This is a genomic window from uncultured Methylobacterium sp., assembly GCF_964251405.1.
GTDB lineage: Bacteria > Pseudomonadota > Alphaproteobacteria > Rhizobiales > Beijerinckiaceae > Methylobacterium.
In genome coordinates, this window is record NZ_CAXUJR010000021.1 from 27,948 (window position 1) to 44,337 (window position 16,390).

At 67.4% G+C, this 16,390-nt stretch carries 15 protein-coding genes; 6 read left to right on the forward strand and 9 right to left on the reverse strand.

Annotated features, from left to right (window positions below; translation table 11 throughout):
• Nucleotides 1–206: 206 nt before the first annotated feature.
• Nucleotides 207–1,205 (reverse strand): glycosyltransferase, encoded by a 999-nt coding sequence (locus tag ACFE7U_RS06150; protein WP_375408847.1) that lies wholly within the window; start codon nt 1,203–1,205, stop codon nt 207–209.
• A 182-nt stretch (nt 1,206–1,387) separates the two neighbouring features.
• On the opposite strand from ACFE7U_RS06150, the gene ACFE7U_RS06155 reads away from it, so the two are divergent.
• A complete protein-coding gene (locus tag ACFE7U_RS06155) occupies nt 1,388–2,362 on the forward strand; it encodes a UDP-glucuronic acid decarboxylase family protein (protein WP_375408848.1) in 975 nt (324 codons plus the stop codon).
• A 111-nt stretch (nt 2,363–2,473) separates the two neighbouring features.
• Here ACFE7U_RS06155 and der read toward each other — a convergent pair whose 3' ends face one another.
• From der to ACFE7U_RS06170, 3 genes are all read right to left on the reverse strand, one after another.
• On the reverse strand, nt 2,474–3,817 hold the full coding sequence (gene der, locus ACFE7U_RS06160) for a ribosome biogenesis GTPase Der (RefSeq protein WP_375408849.1): 1,344 nt from the start codon (nt 3,815–3,817) through the stop codon (nt 2,474–2,476).
• 155 nt (nt 3,818–3,972) lie between these two features.
• Nucleotides 3,973–4,683 carry a tetratricopeptide repeat protein gene (locus tag ACFE7U_RS06165; protein ID WP_375408850.1) on the reverse strand — a complete coding sequence of 237 codons (711 nt, stop codon included), beginning with the start codon at nt 4,681–4,683 and terminating at the stop codon, nt 3,973–3,975.
• Nucleotides 4,684–4,799: 116 nt separating this feature from the next.
• Nucleotides 4,800–5,408: an NnrU family protein gene (locus ACFE7U_RS06170; protein WP_375408851.1), complete on the reverse strand. Its 609-nt coding sequence runs from the start codon at nt 5,406–5,408 to the stop codon at nt 4,800–4,802.
• 79 nt (nt 5,409–5,487) lie between these two features.
• Here ACFE7U_RS06170 and ACFE7U_RS06175 point away from each other — a divergent pair, with 79 nt between their 5' ends.
• The 3 genes from ACFE7U_RS06175 (at nt 5,488) to ACFE7U_RS06185 (ending at nt 7,926) form a co-directional block, all read left to right on the forward strand.
• Complete coding sequence (locus ACFE7U_RS06175; RefSeq protein WP_375408852.1) at nt 5,488–6,672, forward strand: hypothetical protein; 1,185 nt, start codon at nt 5,488–5,490, stop codon at nt 6,670–6,672.
• Nucleotides 6,673–6,719: 47 nt separating this feature from the next.
• Complete coding sequence (locus ACFE7U_RS06180) at nt 6,720–7,031, forward strand: cupin domain-containing protein (RefSeq protein ID WP_375408853.1); 312 nt, start codon at nt 6,720–6,722, stop codon at nt 7,029–7,031.
• 160 nt (nt 7,032–7,191) lie between these two features.
• The gene (locus tag ACFE7U_RS06185) at nt 7,192–7,926 is read left to right on the forward strand and encodes a superoxide dismutase (protein WP_375408854.1); all 735 of its coding nucleotides are present in this window, start codon (nt 7,192–7,194) and stop codon (nt 7,924–7,926) included.
• Nucleotides 7,927–7,978: 52 nt separating this feature from the next.
• On the opposite strand, the gene ACFE7U_RS06190 is transcribed toward ACFE7U_RS06185, so the two are convergent.
• The 3 genes from ACFE7U_RS06190 to ACFE7U_RS06200 all read right to left on the reverse strand — a co-directional run bounded on the left by ACFE7U_RS06190 (nt 7,979) and on the right by ACFE7U_RS06200 (nt 13,054).
• On the reverse strand, nt 7,979–8,911 hold the full coding sequence (locus ACFE7U_RS06190) for an MBL fold metallo-hydrolase (RefSeq protein ID WP_375408862.1): 933 nt from the start codon (nt 8,909–8,911) through the stop codon (nt 7,979–7,981).
• Between the two features lie 244 nt (nt 8,912–9,155).
• Complete coding sequence (locus ACFE7U_RS06195; RefSeq protein ID WP_375408863.1) at nt 9,156–10,340, reverse strand: L,D-transpeptidase family protein; 1,185 nt, start codon at nt 10,338–10,340, stop codon at nt 9,156–9,158.
• A gap of 167 nt (nt 10,341–10,507) precedes the next feature.
• Complete coding sequence (locus ACFE7U_RS06200; protein ID WP_375408855.1) at nt 10,508–13,054, reverse strand: ABC transporter ATP-binding protein; 2,547 nt, start codon at nt 13,052–13,054, stop codon at nt 10,508–10,510.
• Between the two features lie 137 nt (nt 13,055–13,191).
• On the opposite strand from ACFE7U_RS06200, the gene ACFE7U_RS06205 reads away from it, so the two are divergent.
• Nucleotides 13,192–13,608: an HIT domain-containing protein gene (locus ACFE7U_RS06205; protein WP_375408856.1), complete on the forward strand. Its 417-nt coding sequence runs from the start codon at nt 13,192–13,194 to the stop codon at nt 13,606–13,608.
• Between the two features lie 4 nt (nt 13,609–13,612).
• A complete protein-coding gene (gene nudC, locus ACFE7U_RS06210) occupies nt 13,613–14,521 on the forward strand; it encodes an NAD(+) diphosphatase (RefSeq protein ID WP_375408857.1) in 909 nt (302 codons plus the stop codon).
• A gap of 65 nt (nt 14,522–14,586) precedes the next feature.
• On the opposite strand, the gene ACFE7U_RS06215 is transcribed toward nudC, so the two are convergent.
• A complete protein-coding gene (locus ACFE7U_RS06215; RefSeq protein WP_375408858.1) occupies nt 14,587–15,228 on the reverse strand; it encodes a thioredoxin family protein in 642 nt (213 codons plus the stop codon).
• A gap of 5 nt (nt 15,229–15,233) precedes the next feature.
• Nucleotides 15,234–16,390, reverse strand: a 1,157-nt coding sequence (locus tag ACFE7U_RS06220; RefSeq protein ID WP_375408859.1) for a protein-disulfide reductase DsbD family protein, incomplete at its 5' end; no start/stop codon positions are given.

Genomic DNA, 16,390 nt, shown 5'->3' on the forward strand with positions numbered 1-16,390 from the left:
GATGACGATCTTCGTCCTCCGCTCGTTCCGTTGATTCAATGGCCTGCAGTGGCCCCCTCAATGGGGAGGCGCCATCCGGTGGTGCAATGGATGCTTGAGTTGAACGGGTAAAGGTCATTCAGTCCGCAAAAGGGAAATCCGATCAGAATTGGAATGCCAGGGAGAGGATACAACGATAGATTTGACCATCTGCCTGCCACTCGATATCAGGTGCCAAAAGGTTGAAATTTCAAAAAATCGATATTGATGATTCCTGCGGGAATTCTTGGCGGCCCGGATCGAAGATGCCGCACAATCCCCTCGATCCAGGAACGCTCCGACAACTCCGCTCCGTCAGCCGATTGAAGTGTCGCCTCAACCCCCTGGAGATATCCTTCTGGGAAGGACGCAACAAGTGAACCGATCTGCTGCCAATATACTTCATGAAAAGGAAGCTCCTGCTCATACAGCATGCTGATCGCGTTCAACTTTGCTCCATGAAAATGGAGGATGTTGGCAGTGCTGGGATCACCCCAATAAGGCTTCCAATTGTAGCTCGGATCGAGGGGTGTCCAGCGACCCGCGAAATATCGATTGTAAGCGAATTGATCATGATAAACCTCACCTTTTAAATTGCTTATTTCGTGTCGCGCAAATTGGAAAAATTCTGATGATATCTTGCGCATATTATGAACATTTATAATCATAACCCCTGTATTGACGTAGCTTCTATCGTCAATTCTGAATTCCGGAGCTGCCGCGAAATACTCGGGAGCAACATTCGGGACCTTAAACCCGTCCAGGAATATGACATCGGAGTCTGTATAAAGAACGAAATTGTCTTCCGATTCGATGAGAGGAATTTCACATCTCAGCCAATGACCGAGATATTTCGTGTCGTAGCCGCCAGTCTCGGCTGCCTGATGGATGGCATCAGAGAGCGGTTGGATCGCATCGATGATCGTCACCCCCCTCGCCTCCATCCAAGTCGTGAAGTCGTTTCGGAAGCCCGTCGTGATCAGGTGCGGCCGTAAGCGGGTGTTCTGAAGCGCTGAGAGGACCATCAGGCGGGCATGAAGGCCGGCGACGCCCTCGGACCCGGCTTCGTTCGTCGCGAAATACCACTTCATTCGGTAGTCGCCCTGGATTGGCATTGCGCGCTTGGCGCCTCCGATCCAGCGGCGCAGCCACCGGATGACATCGTGTGGTGTCACGTTGAGTGGCATGCGATAACGACCTTTTCCTTCGCCATATGCTGTGTCCGAGCTTGAAGCGGTCCACGAAATAACCGATCCGCCGTCGCCGCGATCATCGAGATGCCATCGCGATGGGCGCTTGCTCAGAGCTTTTATAGAACACGTCCGCGCCGCGGAAATCCGGGCGTCGCCGATCCAGCTTGAGGCTTCATATGCGGTACGGGAAAACCAAGAAGATCATGGTCACCGGCGGAGCCGGCTTCCTCGGATCGCATCTCTGTGAACGCCTTCTCGCACAAGGTCACGAGGTCCTGTGCGTGGACAACTTCTTCACGGGCACCCGTCGCAACATCGTCCATATGCTGGACAATTCCGGCTTCGAGCTGCTCCGCCACGACATCACGTTTCCGCTCTACGCCGAGATCGACGAGATCTATAACCTCGCTTGCCCGGCCTCTCCCGTACACTACCAATTCGACCCCGTGCAGACGACGAAGACGAGCGTGCATGGAGCGATCAACGTGCTTGGTCTCGCCAAGCGGACGCGTGCCAAAGTCTTTCAGGCGTCGACGAGCGAAGTCTATGGCGATCCGGAAGTCCATCCCCAACCGGAGGAATACTGGGGCCGGGTGAACCCGATCGGTTACCGATCCTGCTACGACGAGGGCAAGCGCTGCGCCGAAACCTTGTTCTTCGATTATCATCGTCAGCACGACGTGAACATCAAGGTCGCTCGCATCTTCAACACCTACGGACCGCGGATGCACCCGAACGACGGGCGAGTCGTCTCGAACTTCGTGACGCAGGCCCTCAAGGGCGACGACATCACGATCTACGGGGACGGTCTTCAAACGCGCTCGTTCTGCTACGTCGACGACCTGATCGACGGCATTCTCGCGTTGATGGAAACACCTCGCGAGGTCACGGGTCCGATCAACCTCGGCAACCCGGACGAGCATACCATGCGGGGCTTGGCCGAGCAGATCATCGCCATGACGGGCTCCGCATCGCGGATCGTGTCACGTCCCCTCCCCTCCGACGATCCCCGGCAGCGGCAGCCGGACATCACCAAAGCGAAACAACTTCTGGGGTGGACGCCGACCATCACTCTTCGCGACGGACTGGCCCGAACGATCGATTACTTCGACAGATTCCTGAAAGACGACGCCGCGTCGACGAAGCTATAGGCTCATCCGACCATGGATCGTGAACAGAGCGGATCGGACGCCTCGAAGGCCTGGGAGGCTTAGCGCGTGTCGGGGCGCGGGCCAGTACCACCAGCCCGGCGAGAGACCGCTTCAGCCCTTGTCGAACGGGTTCTTCGAGGTCCGTAATGATAGGCGGATCGGGGTTCCCGGAAGGTCGAACGCCTCGCGCAGGTTGTTGACGAGGTAGCGGGTGTAGGATTTCGGCAGGGCGTCGAGCTGGTTGCCGAACAGCGCGAAATGCGGGGGGCGCGCCTTCACCTGGGTGGCGTAGCGGATCTTGATGCGCCGGCTCGACACCGCCGGGGGCGGGTTGCGCTGGGTCGCCTCGTTGAGCCAGTCGTTGATCCGCGAGGTCGAGATGCGTCGGCTCCAGACCTCGGCGGCGTCGACCACGGCCTGCATCAGCTTGTCGATGCCCTGGCCGGCAAGCCCCGAGAGCGGGATCACCGAGACGCCACGCACCTGGGGCAGCAGGCGGGTGCAATCCTCCCTCAGGGTCTTCAGCAGACCGTTCTGGTCGGCGACGAGGTCCCACTTGTTGAGGCCGATCACCAGGGAGCGCCCCTCGCTCTCGACGAGGTCGACGATGGTGAGGTCCTGCTTCTCGAACGGGATCGTGGCGTCGAGGAGCACGACCACGACCTCGGCAAAGCGCACCGCGCGCAGCCCGTCGGAGACCGCGAGCTTTTCCAGCTTGTCGTCGATCCGTGCGCGCCGGCGCATGCCGGCGGTGTCGTGGAGCTTGATCCGGCGCCCGCGCCACTCCCAGTCCAGCGAGATCGAGTCGCGGGTGATGCCGGCCTCGGGGCCCACCAGCAGGCGCTCCTCGCCGAGCATGTTGTTGATCAGCGTGGACTTGCCGGCATTTGGCCGGCCCACGATGGCGACCTTGAGCGAGCGCTCCGACCCGTCCTCATCGTCGTCCTCCTCGTCCTGCTCAGGGAGAGCGGCGATGAGCGCATCGTGCAATTCGCCGATGCCCTCGCCGTGCTCGGCGGAGAACGGGATGGGATCCCCCAGCCCGAGCGAGAACGCCTCGTAGGCGCCGCCCATGCCGGCGCCGCCCTCGGCCTTGTTGGCGATGAGGATGACCGGGCAGCCGGCGCGCCGCACGAGTTCGGCGAAGGGCTGGTCGGCCGGCAGAACGCCGGCGCGGGCATCAATGACGAACAGCACGACGTCGGCCGCGAGGATCGCCGCTTCGGTCTGCGCGCGCATTCGGCCCACGAGCGAAGCGGAGTCCGCCTCTTCGAGGCCCGCGGTATCGATGATCCGGAAGGCGAGGCCGCCGAAATTGACGTCGCCCTCGCGCCGGTCGCGGGTGACGCCGGGGCGGTCGTCGACGAGGGCAAGCTTCTTGCCGACGAGCCGGTTGAACAGCGTCGACTTGCCGACGTTCGGCCGTCCGATGATCGCGACGGTCGGCATATCCATGGGGTGGGCCAGTTCAGGTTGAGGCGTCCGTTAAGGAAACGCGCATCGGGCGGTCGCGAGCCATGATGCATGGTTCCCGACCGCCGACTGAGGAAAACTAAGCCGAACTCTTCGATCGGCTCAAGGAGAAGGAACTTTAAGACGAGACTTGGCGGCTAGCGCGTCACCGGTGGCGGCGCGGCAGGCTGGGCAACGGGCTCCGTCACGGTGACGGGGCCGCCGGCCACGAGCGCGGCGTAGACTTCGATGCGCTGGCGCAAGTTCTGCGGCGTCTGCGAATCGGCCGTGATCTGGTCGAACCAGCGCCCGGCCCCGTCATAGTCCCCGCGCTTCAAGGCAGAGAGGCCGAGCATCTCGCGGGCGGTGTGGCGGAAGGCGCCGGTGGGAGCGGCGAGCCCCTGGAGGCTCGCGAGAGCGGGATCGGGATTGGGCAGGTCGAGACGGATCAGCGCGGCGCGCAGGCGGGCGAGGTCGCGAAGCCCGTTGCTGAGCTTGGTGTCGGCGCCGAGACCCTCGAACTCGGCCGCACCCGCGGCCGGGTCGCGCTTGGCGGTCTCGGTGGCGGAGCGGAAGCGGGCGAGCAGGGCGTAGCCGGCCGGGCCGCCCGTCTCGAGCTGCGAGAAGGCCTTGTCGGCCTCGTCGGTCCTGCCGTCGCGGACGAGGCGGTTGGCGGTCTCGAAGGATTCCGACGCGGTCTCGGCGCGGGTTCTCTGATCCGCCTGCCAGTAGCGCCAGCCACCGACGGACGCCACCACTAGAACCGCCAGCGCGATGATCAAGGCGCTGTAGCGGCGCCAGATCTCGGCGACCTGATCCCTGCGATAGTCCTCGTTGACCTCGCGAATGAACTCGTTGTTCTCAGCCATCTCGTCTCATGCCGAACCGCTCACGGCCGGCGACCTCATGCAGTCGGGCCACGCGCCTAGCACAGGATCGCTGCCTTGGCGACCGGTTCGGGTCTTTCTGGTTCAGGCTCGCTGGCTCAGGCTTGGCCGGGCCAGGCGGCGACGCCGATCAGCAAAGGATGCAGGTACTTGGCGAAGACGAACCAGGTCACGAGGCCGACCGACACCGCGATGGCGTCGTTGCGCCAGCCCGCCGGCGCGGCCACCGCGCCGCCATGCTGGGAGACCACCGCTCCGGGGCTCAGGGCACGGCGCTTGGCGCTGATCCGGGCGATCACCGCCCAGGCGAGGAAGCCGCCGAACAGGAGGATGCTGCCGAGGTCGCCGTTGGCGATGAGATGCGCGGTCGCCCAGATCTTCACCGCCAGCAGCATCGGGTGCTTGGCCTTCGCCCGGATGTGTCCCGGCAGGTAGGCGGAGGCCAGCGCGATGAAGGCGAGGACGTTCAGGACCAGCGCGAGATGGCGCGTGAAGACGGGCGGGTTCCAGACCTGGATCATGCCCTCCTGCCGGTACGTGCCGAAGCCGTAGCCGATCAGCACGAGGCCGAGCAGCGAGAGCAAGGTGTAGCCGAGCTTGTAGCGCCCCTCGCCGACCTCGCCGATCACCTGGGCGCGCTTGGTGCGCAGCATGGTGAAGGCATGGGTGCCGAGGAACAGGACGAGACCGAGGATCAGGAATAGCATGGAGGGCCTTGGGCGAACGTCGGTCAATCGGAGCGTAACGGTTCAGACCGCAATCTGGCATGGGAGTCCAGGCCTGCCGATGACGCGTCCGATACGATCCTTCGCCCTTGCGGTTCTCGTCCTGGTACGTTTCGCGGGTCCGGCGGGGGCAGCGGGCGAGCCGCCCTTCTCCGCGCTGACCCTCGTCGGCGGCCCGCAGGTCCTGTTCAAGGCCGGCCGCGACGCCTGCGATGGGGTCGACGTCCCGGACGCCTCGACACGCGCCTTCCGCGATGCCTCCGGCGCGGTGGTCCTCTTCGGGATGCATTACCGCAACCGCGCCTTCCGTGGCCCCAACCTCGACAAGCTCAAGCTCGACTGCGCCGTGGTCCTCGAATCCGCCGGCAACGCCGACCCGGCCCGCTACGACGACCGCTCCTGGATCACCGCTACCTGGACCGAGGACGGCACCAGGATCGCGGCCCTCATCCACCACGAGTACCAGGCCAACGAGCATTCCGGCCGCTGCCGGCTCAAGGCCTATATGCCGTGCTGGTACAACACCGTGGTGGCTGCCTCCTCAATGGACGGCGGACGAAGCTTCGCCCGTGCCGAGCCTCCCGTCGTCGTGGCCGGGCCGCCCTTCGCGCAGGAGGTCGGCCAGGGCCGGCATCGCGGCTTCTTCAACCCATCCAATATCGTTGGGGACGGGCGCTGGCGCTACGTCTTCGCCTCCACCACCGGCTGGTCGGAGGCGGGGCGAAGCCAGGATGCCGGCGTCTGCCTGTTCCGCAGCGACGACCCCGCCGATCCCACGCGATGGCGGGCTTGGACCGGGAGCGGCTTCACGGCCTCCTTCCCGGGTCCCTACGGACGCACGCGTGCGGGGACCGACGCGTGCAAGCCGGTGAAACCGTTCCCGACGCCGGTCGGCGCGGTCGTCCGGCACCGGGGGAGCGGCGCCTGGATCGCGGTGTTCATGGCCACGGCCGGCCCTGGATTGCCAGAACCCGGCTTCTACTGGACGACCTCGCGCGATCTCCTCGCCTGGGACCAGCCCCGTCTGCTGCTGGCAGGCTCCACGCTCTACGATGATCCCTGCGCAACGCCGGGCGGCCTGATCGCCTATCCCTCGCTCCTCGACCCCACCGCCAAGGGCCGGAACTTCGATGATGTCGGCGACACGGCCATCCTCACCTACGTCACCCTGAGGACGGAGGGCTGCGCCATCACCTCAGACCGCGACCTGCTGCGTCGGCCCGTGGCGATCAGGGTTTGGCCCTGAAGGTGGGCCGCTCCTAAACTGGAGCCGGGACACAAGAGGGCCGTGCCATGACCGAGAACTGCCTCTCCTGGGATGACCTTGCCGAGACGATCTCGCCGAACGGCGTCGGCAAGCGGACGCTCGCCGCCGAACATGCCACGCTCGTCCGGATCACCGTCCCGGCCGGCACCTCGGCGTCACGCCACAGCGACCCCCACGAACAGGTCGTGCAAGTCATCTCGGGCTCCGGTCGGCTTGAGACCGCGCAGGGACATCGGGATTTCGGGCCGGGCAGCCTGTTTCAATTTCGCGCCGAGGTCTGGCACGCGGCCGTGTTCGACACCGAAACGGTGCTGGTCGAGGTCAATCTCAAACCCTGACGCCGAGAGGACATGGCCGGCGTCGCGCGGGAGCGACACCAGGACGCGTTCCGGGGCCGGCTCACCATGAAACCTTCTATGCCCCAGAAGCGTAGCAGTTGCTGCGACGCCATCCGAACCCTGTCTTGGGGCGGGTCGATCCGGAGCAAGGGAGATCATCATGCTGAACCTCAACCGCCGTACCGCCTTGACTGCCATCGGCGGGGGCTTGATTGCCATGCGCGCCGGGGCGACCTTCGCTCAGGGTGCCGCCACCCCCGCGCCCGCCGGCCCCTTCAAGCTCGATCCGCTGCCCTACCCGGCCGACCGCAACGCGCCGACCATCGACGCCGAGACGATGGAGCTCCACCACGGCAAGCACCATGCGGCCTTCATCACGAACCTGAACACCGCCCTCGGCGACAAGCCGGATCTCGCCAAGATGCCGATCCGCGAACTCCTGGCGAACTTGAACACGCTTCCGGAAGCGGTCCGCGGCGTCATCCGCAACAGCGGTGGCGGTCATGCCAACCATGCGATGTTCTGGACGATCATGGGTGGCAAGGGCGGCGAGCCCACCGGCGACCTCAAGGCTGCGATCGACAAGGATCTCGGCGGCTTCGCCAAGCTCCAGACCGACTTCAACGCCGCCGGCGCCCGGCAATTCGGCTCGGGCTGGGTGTTCGTCGTGCTTGGGAAGGACGGCAAGCTCGCGGTCCAGAACCGCCCGAATCAGGATTCACCTTGGATGGACGGCACCCCGGTCCTGTTCGGCAACGACGTTTGGGAGCACGCCTATTACCTGACCTACCGCAACCGCCGCGCCGACTACCTCAAGGCTTGGTGGAACGTGGTCGATTGGGCGAAGGTCAGCGATCGCTACGCGGCAGCCAAGACCGGCAAGCTGGCGGTCTGAGTATCTCACCCGCGCGGTTCCGAGGTGGCGCCCGGCCTCCTCGGGGCGGCCTTCAGGCCGTCTGAGCCAGTTCGCGGACGGGAGCGTCGATCGCCGGCACCCCGACCTCGATCACCTGCCGCTCTCGCGCGATGAAGGCTTTGGGCATCACGGCCTGCATCTCGGCCTCGATGCGCCGAAGCATCGCGTCGGTATGGGCGGGGTGAAGGTGCATGATCGCCATCGCGGCGACGTCGGCGGCCTGGGCAAGCTCGGCGCCCTTCTGCCAGGTGGAATGGCCCCAGCCCCGGCAGACCGGGTACTCGCCCTCGGTGAACATGCCGTCATAGACCATGAGATCGGCTCCCCGCACGAACTCCATGAGGGCGGGATCCGGCCAGGGGTCGGAGTGCTCGATGTCGCTGATGATGCACAGGCGCCGCCCCGCATGCTCGAAGCGATAGCCGGTCGAGCCCTGCGGATGGTTGAGGAGGATCGTCTCGACCCGTGATCCGTCTGCGAAGACCAGCGGCTCGCCGGCCCTGAATCCGTGATGCGCGAGACGCGCGGGCATGCAGTCGAGCGTCACCGGGAACAGCGGCGGGGAGAACAGCCGGTCGAGGGTCGCCTTGGCGCAGGTGCCGTCGAGGTTGCCGCAATAGGTGTTGATGGTTCGGTTCGGGTCGAGCACCACCGGCTTGAAGAACGGCAGGCCTGCGGTGTGATCAAGATGGAGATGGCTGAAGAGGAGGTCGATCTCCTGGGGTAAACCTGTCCGGTGATGGAGGCCGCAGGCATTCAGGCCTGAGCCGGCATCGAGGATGAAGAGGCGCCTCCCACACCGGATTTCAAGGCAGGGCGTGTTGCCGCCGAACTCGAGATAGTCCGGCCCGCTCACGGGCGTGGAACCGCGCACGCCCCAGAAGCGCAGGGACAGGACTGAATCGGAGGTCTCGGCATGCTCCGGGGCGGCAAGGTCGGAGACCCCGCTGCCGAAGGCGCACATGTCGGACCCGTTGGACATCGTCATGAATCGTCAACCACTCACCGCGATCCATCCGATCGAGGTCCCATCATCGTGTTCCGGACATCGCGATCCCCGTCGCTGATCTGCCCGCTCTAACGGCGCCAGCCCGTATTTCCGCGCCCGCAATACGCCGCATCATGGTGCCACCTTGAGGTAGTGAGGCCATCGAAGACCCGATGTGCGTGCCCGCACACGCCCCGGGATGCGCGTCGAAGCGACCGGGTCAGCGTTGCGCCAGAACATCGATCGCCTTCATGGCGACCATTCCGGGTGGTGGCACCCTGCCGGCGAGCGTCGCTTCGACCATGCGCGGCAGCGTCTCGGCGTAATGCACCAGCAGCGGCGAAAAATGTGCGGCCGGCAGTTCATAGGCCGGCAGGAAGGCCGGCACCCGCCAGAGCGGATAGGCGGAGCCGCGGGTCATCCAGCGCGACCATACGGCTTCGGCGACCTGCACGGGCGGACGGCGGGCGGGGATCACCACCACCTCCTGTCCGGCATAGGCCAAGGCCTCGGGCCGGCTGACGATGCCCAGCGACCCACCCTTCGCGGCGACCGCCGCCCAGAACGGGTGCTGCCCACCATCCGAATAGGTGGTCCGCACGGCGGCACTACCCTCGGCCACCAGGTTCGCGATGCGCGCGTCCTCCTCGGCCCGCCGGGCCATGACCTCGAGCTCGCGCCGCGGGTCTTTCGATGGTGCGAAGACGTAGCGCCCCGACGCGACGCCGATGACGGGCTCCTCGCCCGAGGCCTCGAACCGGTCCGACCCCTCCTTGAGCTGGCGCCAGAACGGATAGTCGGGATCCGTGCGGTGGCGCGCCAGGTTGGCGGCACTCATCCGGAACGGGAAGGACTGGAACTGGAAGGCGGCCTGGCCGCCGGCGAGCGCTTCGCGGGCGATGGAGAACAGCTCGCCCGCCACCGCGTCGGTCATGGCAAAGCAGCCCATCGACGAGCAGACCCCGTGGACCATCACGGCCGAGCCGGTGAAGCCGTGGGCGCGATCGAAGGCGTTCGGATAGCCGATGTCGAAGGACAGGTAATAGGCCGAGTTCGGGTTCATCTGGGACTTGGCCACCGTGTAGAACCCTTCCGGGGTCTGGCGGTCCCCGGTCTTGCGCTTGGGGCCGAGCTGGCCCGACCAGCGGCAGATCGGATAGGTCTTCACGTGGACGAACCGGCCGCTGGAGCTCCGCTTCCAGACCTCGATCTCGGCCTCCTTCTTGTAGGCGCGCAGGAGCAGCGGCGCCGATGCGGTGGTGCCCTTGGCGGCCATCAGCGCGAGGGTCGAGGCCGGGATCGGCGCCAGGGCCTTGGCCGGTTGCGCCCGCGCCGGTGACGCCATCGCCACGGCGAGCGGCAGGACCAGGAGCAGAAGGCGTATCAGCGCGGCCGCCGCCGACATCGCCCCGACCGGGATCGCCTGTGATGAGAAGACCATGCGGACCCTGGAGAGCGGTAGCGATCCGGCACGGGACCGCCTTCGGCGCCCGGAAGTCGCCGATAGGAGGCGTATCGCATTCCAATGGGGCTGCAAATGGACGGTCGCGGCCCTGACCCGAGCCGTGTGGATCAGGCTGCCAGCAACACCGAATTGCGCTCCACGGACAGGACCGCCTCGAAGGGTCGGGACGGATCGAGGAAGGTCGCATCCGGCAGGCACACGACGAGGCCGGTGCCGGCCCGCGCCGTCCTCAGCGCGGCGAGCTTCGCGCGGACGACGTCCGGCTTGCGGTCCTCGAAGGCGATGGCGACCACGAGGATGTCGGGGCGGCGCGCGAGGCAACGGGCGAGGTCGATGGCGACGCGGGTCCGCGCGTCGATGGCGTTCTCGCCGAGGCTGGCGCCTCCGCCTCCAAGGCCCGGCTCGACCCGGCTCGAAAGGCCGAGGCGGTAGACGCTCGGCTCGAGGCCATGGTCCGCCAGAACGGTCCGAATCAGGGCACGCACCCGCACTTCCGCCCCCGCCTCCTCCGCATTGACGCGGCCGAACAGCACGTTCTCCTCGAGGCTGGCGGCGGGGTTGAGATGCGCCGGGTCGTAGAAGGCGATGCCGGGCTTCAAGTTCGCGGGCATCAGGAGACGGAAAGTGCGTCGCGCCGCCACGATCCTGTCCTCGAAGGCCGCATCGACGAGGCCGAAGCGGTGGCGGGTCTCGCTGTAGCGCAGGGCGAGCCCGATCAAGCGTTCGCGGTCGCGCTGGCCGGCTGGTCCGCGCCGCCAACCCTTTGCCTCCGGTTGTCGCGCGACGAGGTCCTCGAAGAAGCCTCGCTCGGCCGCGGGGAACAACGAGAAGGCGTCGAACAGGGGATGGTCGTCGGGCAGGTCGGCGAAGATCTCGACGGTGTTGCGCGCGGCTTCAAGCCCGACCTCGATGAGGGGGCGAGCGAGGTCCTCGGCCTCGAGGACCGCGCGCAGGTACGGGTGGCGGGCGAGTGCATTCCCGACGAAGGCCGGATCGGCCGCTTCGCCGAACAGGATGTTCTCGCCGACAGTCGCCTGGTGCCCATAGCGGTCCGGGTCGAAGGCTTCGATGAGACGGGCAGCACCGCCCGCCTCGAGAGCGGCACGCACCGCCTGCCGCGCCGTCACCACGGCCTGGGCCAGCAGCGGGTCGGCCGCCGGATCGACGGTGCCTTCGAGGCCTCGGTCGTACACGAAGGCATCGAGGCCCGTCTGGCGCAGGATGGCGACGAGATCGGTTTCCGAGGGCATCGCCTCGGGAGCCGCCCCGTAGAGGATGTTCTGGCGCAGGCTACCCTCGATCAGGATGGCCTCCGCACCCGCGAAGGCGATCCGGCTTGCGCGCTCGGCGGGGTCGAGGGAGCGCAGGTCCGTTCCGGCATAGCTTACGATTCCGGCGGTGGGGTCGAGCTGCCCGGCGAGGAGGGCCGCCAGCACGCGGCTGCCGCTGCCGGGTCCGCCGAGGATGGCGACGTGGCCCGGCATTGCCACCGTGCAGGTCACCCCCGACAGGCGCTCACCGCTCCCCGGATCATAGGCACCGACTCCGGTGGCGGCGAGCGGCCCCGACATCGGGAAGGCCGCCGCGGCGCCCTGGCGGTGCGGGAGGCGCGCATCGAGCCCACGCAAGGTCAGGACGATCTCTGCGAATGCGGGCGCCACGGCCTCGCGAACGAGCCAGAGCCGCAGCATCACGGAGATCGCCGCCGTAGCGAGGGCGCAGGCACCCCCGACCGCCGCGAGTGCGCCGACGTCGACGGCCTCGTCCTGGGGGGTCTGCCCGCGCCATAGGGCGGCCGCCATCACGAGGGCGGGCAGAAGGATTCCGAGCGCCACCGAAGGAGCGCGGGCATAGGCAAGCGCGGATTCCGACGCGGTGAGCGCCGCACGTGCCGTCTGGCCCTTCGCGGCCAGGCGTGCACGCTCGAAGGCGGAGGCGCCATGCGCCCGCACCGCCGGCATCCGCCGCAGGAGATCCGAGAGGGCACGTTCGGCGGCGGCGCTTTCCCGGCGGCGAAGGGCCGCTCTGGATTGGCTGCGGCGCAGGATCAGTGCGCGGGCAAGACCTGCGGCGAGCAGCCCCAAGGCCACGGCCGGCAGAACACGAGGAGAGGCCAGCACCGCGAGGACCAGGGCGAGCAGCACGGAGCCCAGTGCCAGGGCCGGTGCGAGCAGGCCGAGACCGAACAGCATGTCCATGTTCGCGAGGACCTGTCCGACGAGCTGGGTCAGGGTGCGAACCTCATCGCGAGCCGCCGCCGGAGCGCGCAGGATCGCCTCGGTGACGCGCCCGTTCAGGCGGCGAATGGCCATGGTCTGAGCCCGGAAGCAGAGCCGAGCGACGGACCAGCCGAGCCCGGCCGCCGCCATCGCGGCGAGCGCCAAGCCACCCAGCGCCGCCACCGCGAGGTCGGCGATCGGCAGCGGCCATCCGGGCACGATGATCACCGGATCGACCCGCCCCGGCCAGGCCAAGGACACCTGCAGGAACGGGATCATGCCGCTTCTCGGCGCGACGAGGATCCCGACGAGGTCGCGCAGGCAGAGCAGGGTCGCGAACGCGATCGGTCCGCCGGCTCCCAACGCCAAGGCGAGGGCGAGGGAATGCTGGCGCATTGCAGCCCGCCAGGCGAAGAGGATCGGCTCCCGTTCCATCCCGTCTCCCTCGCCCCCGATCCCGCGGCCTTAGAGGATCGCGGGGAGGCGGGGAAGCGTGGCTGCGCACGTCGTCGACCCTTCGCGGACCGATGCGGCATCGCCCTCGACAACGATCCGCTCTACATCGCTCGTCGATGACTGATGACTTCGCCCTCGATCCCCGCCTCGCCGCCGACTCGGTGCCGGTCGGCGACCTCGCCTTGTCCAGCGTTCACCTGATGGACGATGCCCGCTTTCCCTGGCTGATCCTGGTGCCGCGGCGGGCCTGCGCCAGCGAACTCACCGACCTCGACGCCGTGGATGCTACGGCCCTGATGGAGGAGATCCGCATCGCCGTCAGGGTGATGCTGGCCTTGGCCAAGCCCGACAAGGTCAATGTCGGTGCGCTCGGCAACGTCGTGCCTCAGCTTCACGTCCACGTGGTCGGGCGCTTCCTGTCCGATCCGGTCTGGCCCGGTCCGGTCTGGGGCTATGGTGCACGCACGCCCTATCCGGCGCATGCGCGCGCCCAAATGATCGAGCGCATCGGCGCCCTGTTCGCGGCGGCCTGAGGCGATGCCCGGCAACCTCGATGACGCCCTCGGCTACGCCCGCAGCCGCCTCGTGCGGCATTCGGCGGAGCGCGAGGGTCCGCTGCCGTCGCCGGACGCGACGGAAGCGCTCACCGTCGCGATCGCTCCCGAGGGGATCGTACTGGCGGGGAACACCGCGCTTCTGGGTCACGGACTGGCGCCTCGGCCGGCGGACCGTCTGCTGACGATCTACCTCGGCGAGGCGGACGACCGGCCGGTCTTCGCCGCCTCGCTGACGCCGGAGGCCGGAGCACGGCTTTCGGAAGCCTCGTCATTCGACGTGGTGGACCTGCGGTCGCTCGCTTCGGCGGGTCGCGTCGCGCCGGACGAACTCGGGCTGGTGGCGACGGCCCGATCGTTGCTGGCCTGGCACGCCCGCCACGGATACTGCGCCAATTGCGGAACCCCGACCACGATGGCCGCGGGCGGGTTTCGTCGAGACTGTGCGGCCTGCGGCACGCACCACTTCCCCCGCACCGACCCGGTGGCGATCATGCTGATCACCTATGGCGAGGCTTGCCTGCTCGGGCGCGGGCCGCATTTCCAGCCCGGGATGTATTCATGCCTCGCAGGCTTCCTCGAGCCGGGCGAGACCATCGAGGATGCGGTGCGTCGCGAGACCTATGAGGAGGCTGGGCTGCGCATCGGCGCCGTGCGCTACCTCGCCTCGCAGCCCTGGCCGTTCCCGTCCTCGCTGATGATCGGCTGCGTCGCCGAGAGCCTGACCGATACGGTTCGGATCGACGCCGCCGAGCTCGAGGATGCGCGCTGGTTCACCCGGGAGGATGTCGCCCACATGATCGCCCGCACGCATCCCGACGGCTTGACCACGCCGCCGCCCATGGCGATTGCCCACCTATTGATGCGAGCCTTTGTCGAGGGGCGGGCGTGAGGGGTCATCTCGCAGCCGTCCTCCCCAGAGACGGGGGGAGCGGTCGCCAAGGCGGACTTCGGCGCCTATGATGAATACTTCACCGAGCATCCATAGGGCTTCGACGTCGTCACGCTGACGGCCTTGCCGCCGGAGATCTCGGTGAGCGCCGCGTCGACGTAGTTCTTCGCGGTCTTGAGATCGTCGAGGTTGGCGGTCGGCTTGTCGTCGATGGCACCCTGGTAGACCAGCGTGCCGTCGCCGGTGATCACGAACATCTGCGGCGTGGTGCGTGCGTCGTACGCCTTGCCCACGATCCCGGTCGGATCGAGAATGACGCCCGTGGGCGAGGCGCCGCGCTCCTGTGTCAGGCGGTTGGCTTCCCCCGCATCCACCGCGCCCTGCTCTCCCGGCGCCGAAGAGACCACCGTCAGCCAGACGACGCCGGCGCCGGTCCATTTCTTCTGGAGGGCCTGCATCGCCTGGCCGCCATACAACTTTTTCACGAAGGGGCAGTCGTGGTTGGTCCATTCGAGCACGACAGTCTTGCCGGCATGGTCGGCGAGACGGACGGTCTTGCCGTCGGCATCGGTGGCGGTGAAGGCAGGCGCTGGCTTACCGACCTGGGGGCCGGCGGCATGAGCCGCCATCGGCAGGGCCAGAATGGCGGAAGCGCAGACGGCGAAAGGGAGGGCCAGGGTCAGGCAGTGGCGGCGCGTCGTCGTCATCTCTCTCACCTCTTCGTGTTCGGTTCATAGGCCACGCGCCGGTCGGCGATGGCCAGGGGCTCCAGGGCGCTCAGGATCGCACCCTGTGTGAGGATCTGCGGCAGCACGATGGGCGAACTGCCGGCGCCGTAGAGGAGGTAGAGCGGCACGCCGTTACGGCCATGCTTCTCCAAGAGGCGCGTGATCTCGGGGTTCTGGTTGGTCCAGTCGCCCTTGAGATAGGTGACGCCGCGGGCCTCGAAGGCCTGCTTGACCGCATCCGTGCGCAGGGCGGTGCGCTCGTTGACCTGACAGGTGATGCACCAGGCCGCCGTCATGTTCACGAAGACCGGCTTTCCCTGTCCGACCAGCGCATCGAGCCGAGCCTGCGTGAAGGCCTCGGTGCCGCCCGCCACCGCGCCCGCGGTGTCGGCCCGATCGCGGTCGAGGCCGGCTGTGAGCGCGAAGAGGGCCACCAGCGCGGCGAGCGCCGCCCCGCGTCCGACGGCGCGGCCCACCGGGGCGGCACCGCGCGCCTTCTCCCAGGCCCAGGCGGCGAACCCCACCAGCACGAGGCCGATCAGGGCCGAGAGCAACCCGGTCGGCCCGACCTGCTGGGCCAGCACCCAAGTCAGCCAGGCGGCCGTGGCGTAGAGCGGGAAGGCGAAGGCGCCCTTCAGCACGTCCATCCAGACGCCGGGACGCGGCAGCCGCCGCAGAGCCGCCGGCCAGGTGGTGAGCACGAGGAACGGCAGGGCGAGACCGAGGCCGAGGCTCGCGAACACGATCAGTGCCACGCCCGCCGGCTGCGTCAGGGCGAAGCCCACCGCCGAGCCCATGAACGGGGCGGTGCAGGGTGTGGCGACCACCGTGGCGAGGATGCCGGTGAAGAACGAGCCCTGCAGGCCGGGTCTGCGGGTCAGCCCGTCGCCGATGCCGGCGACGCCGCCGCCGAGATGGAACACGCCCGACAGGCTCAACCCCATGGCGAAGAGCAGATAGGCGAGGCCCGCCACCACCAGGGGCGACTGCAACTGGTAGCCCCAGCCGATCGCGGCGCCCGCCCCCTTCAGGGCGATGAGGAGCCCGGCGAGCCCGAGGAACATGGCGAGCACGCCGGCGGTGTAGGCGAGGCCGTGCAGCCGCACCCGCGCCGGCGGCTCGCCGGAATGCTGGACGAGGC

What these genes read in the sequence shown, in the direction of transcription:
- ACFE7U_RS06185 (WP_375408854.1), top strand. Translation starts at nt 7,192, where the DNA reads ATGCTGAACCTCAACCGCCGTACCGCCTTGACTGCCATCGGCGGGGGC.
- ACFE7U_RS06190 (WP_375408862.1), bottom strand. Translation starts at nt 8,911, where the DNA reads ATGTGCGCCTTCGGCAGCGGGGTCTCCGACCTTGCCGCCCCGGAGCAT.
- nudC (WP_375408857.1), top strand. Translation starts at nt 13,613, where the DNA reads ATGCCCGGCAACCTCGATGACGCCCTCGGCTACGCCCGCAGCCGCCTC.
- ACFE7U_RS06170 (WP_375408851.1), bottom strand. Translation starts at nt 5,408, where the DNA reads ATGCTATTCCTGATCCTCGGTCTCGTCCTGTTCCTCGGCACCCATGCC.
- ACFE7U_RS06165 (WP_375408850.1), bottom strand. Translation starts at nt 4,683, where the DNA reads ATGGCTGAGAACAACGAGTTCATTCGCGAGGTCAACGAGGACTATCGC.
- ACFE7U_RS06195 (WP_375408863.1), bottom strand. Translation starts at nt 10,340, where the DNA reads ATGTCGGCGGCGGCCGCGCTGATACGCCTTCTGCTCCTGGTCCTGCCG.
- ACFE7U_RS06180 (WP_375408853.1), top strand. Translation starts at nt 6,720, where the DNA reads ATGACCGAGAACTGCCTCTCCTGGGATGACCTTGCCGAGACGATCTCG.
- ACFE7U_RS06150 (WP_375408847.1), bottom strand. Translation starts at nt 1,205, where the DNA reads ATGCCACTCAACGTGACACCACACGATGTCATCCGGTGGCTGCGCCGC.
- ACFE7U_RS06175 (WP_375408852.1), top strand. Translation starts at nt 5,488, where the DNA reads ATGACGCGTCCGATACGATCCTTCGCCCTTGCGGTTCTCGTCCTGGTA.
- ACFE7U_RS06155 (WP_375408848.1), top strand. Translation starts at nt 1,388, where the DNA reads ATGCGGTACGGGAAAACCAAGAAGATCATGGTCACCGGCGGAGCCGGC.
- ACFE7U_RS06205 (WP_375408856.1), top strand. Translation starts at nt 13,192, where the DNA reads ATGACTGATGACTTCGCCCTCGATCCCCGCCTCGCCGCCGACTCGGTG.
- der (WP_375408849.1), bottom strand. Translation starts at nt 3,817, where the DNA reads ATGGATATGCCGACCGTCGCGATCATCGGACGGCCGAACGTCGGCAAG.
- ACFE7U_RS06215 (WP_375408858.1), bottom strand. Translation starts at nt 15,228, where the DNA reads ATGACGACGACGCGCCGCCACTGCCTGACCCTGGCCCTCCCTTTCGCC.
- ACFE7U_RS06200 (WP_375408855.1), bottom strand. Translation starts at nt 13,054, where the DNA reads ATGGAACGGGAGCCGATCCTCTTCGCCTGGCGGGCTGCAATGCGCCAG.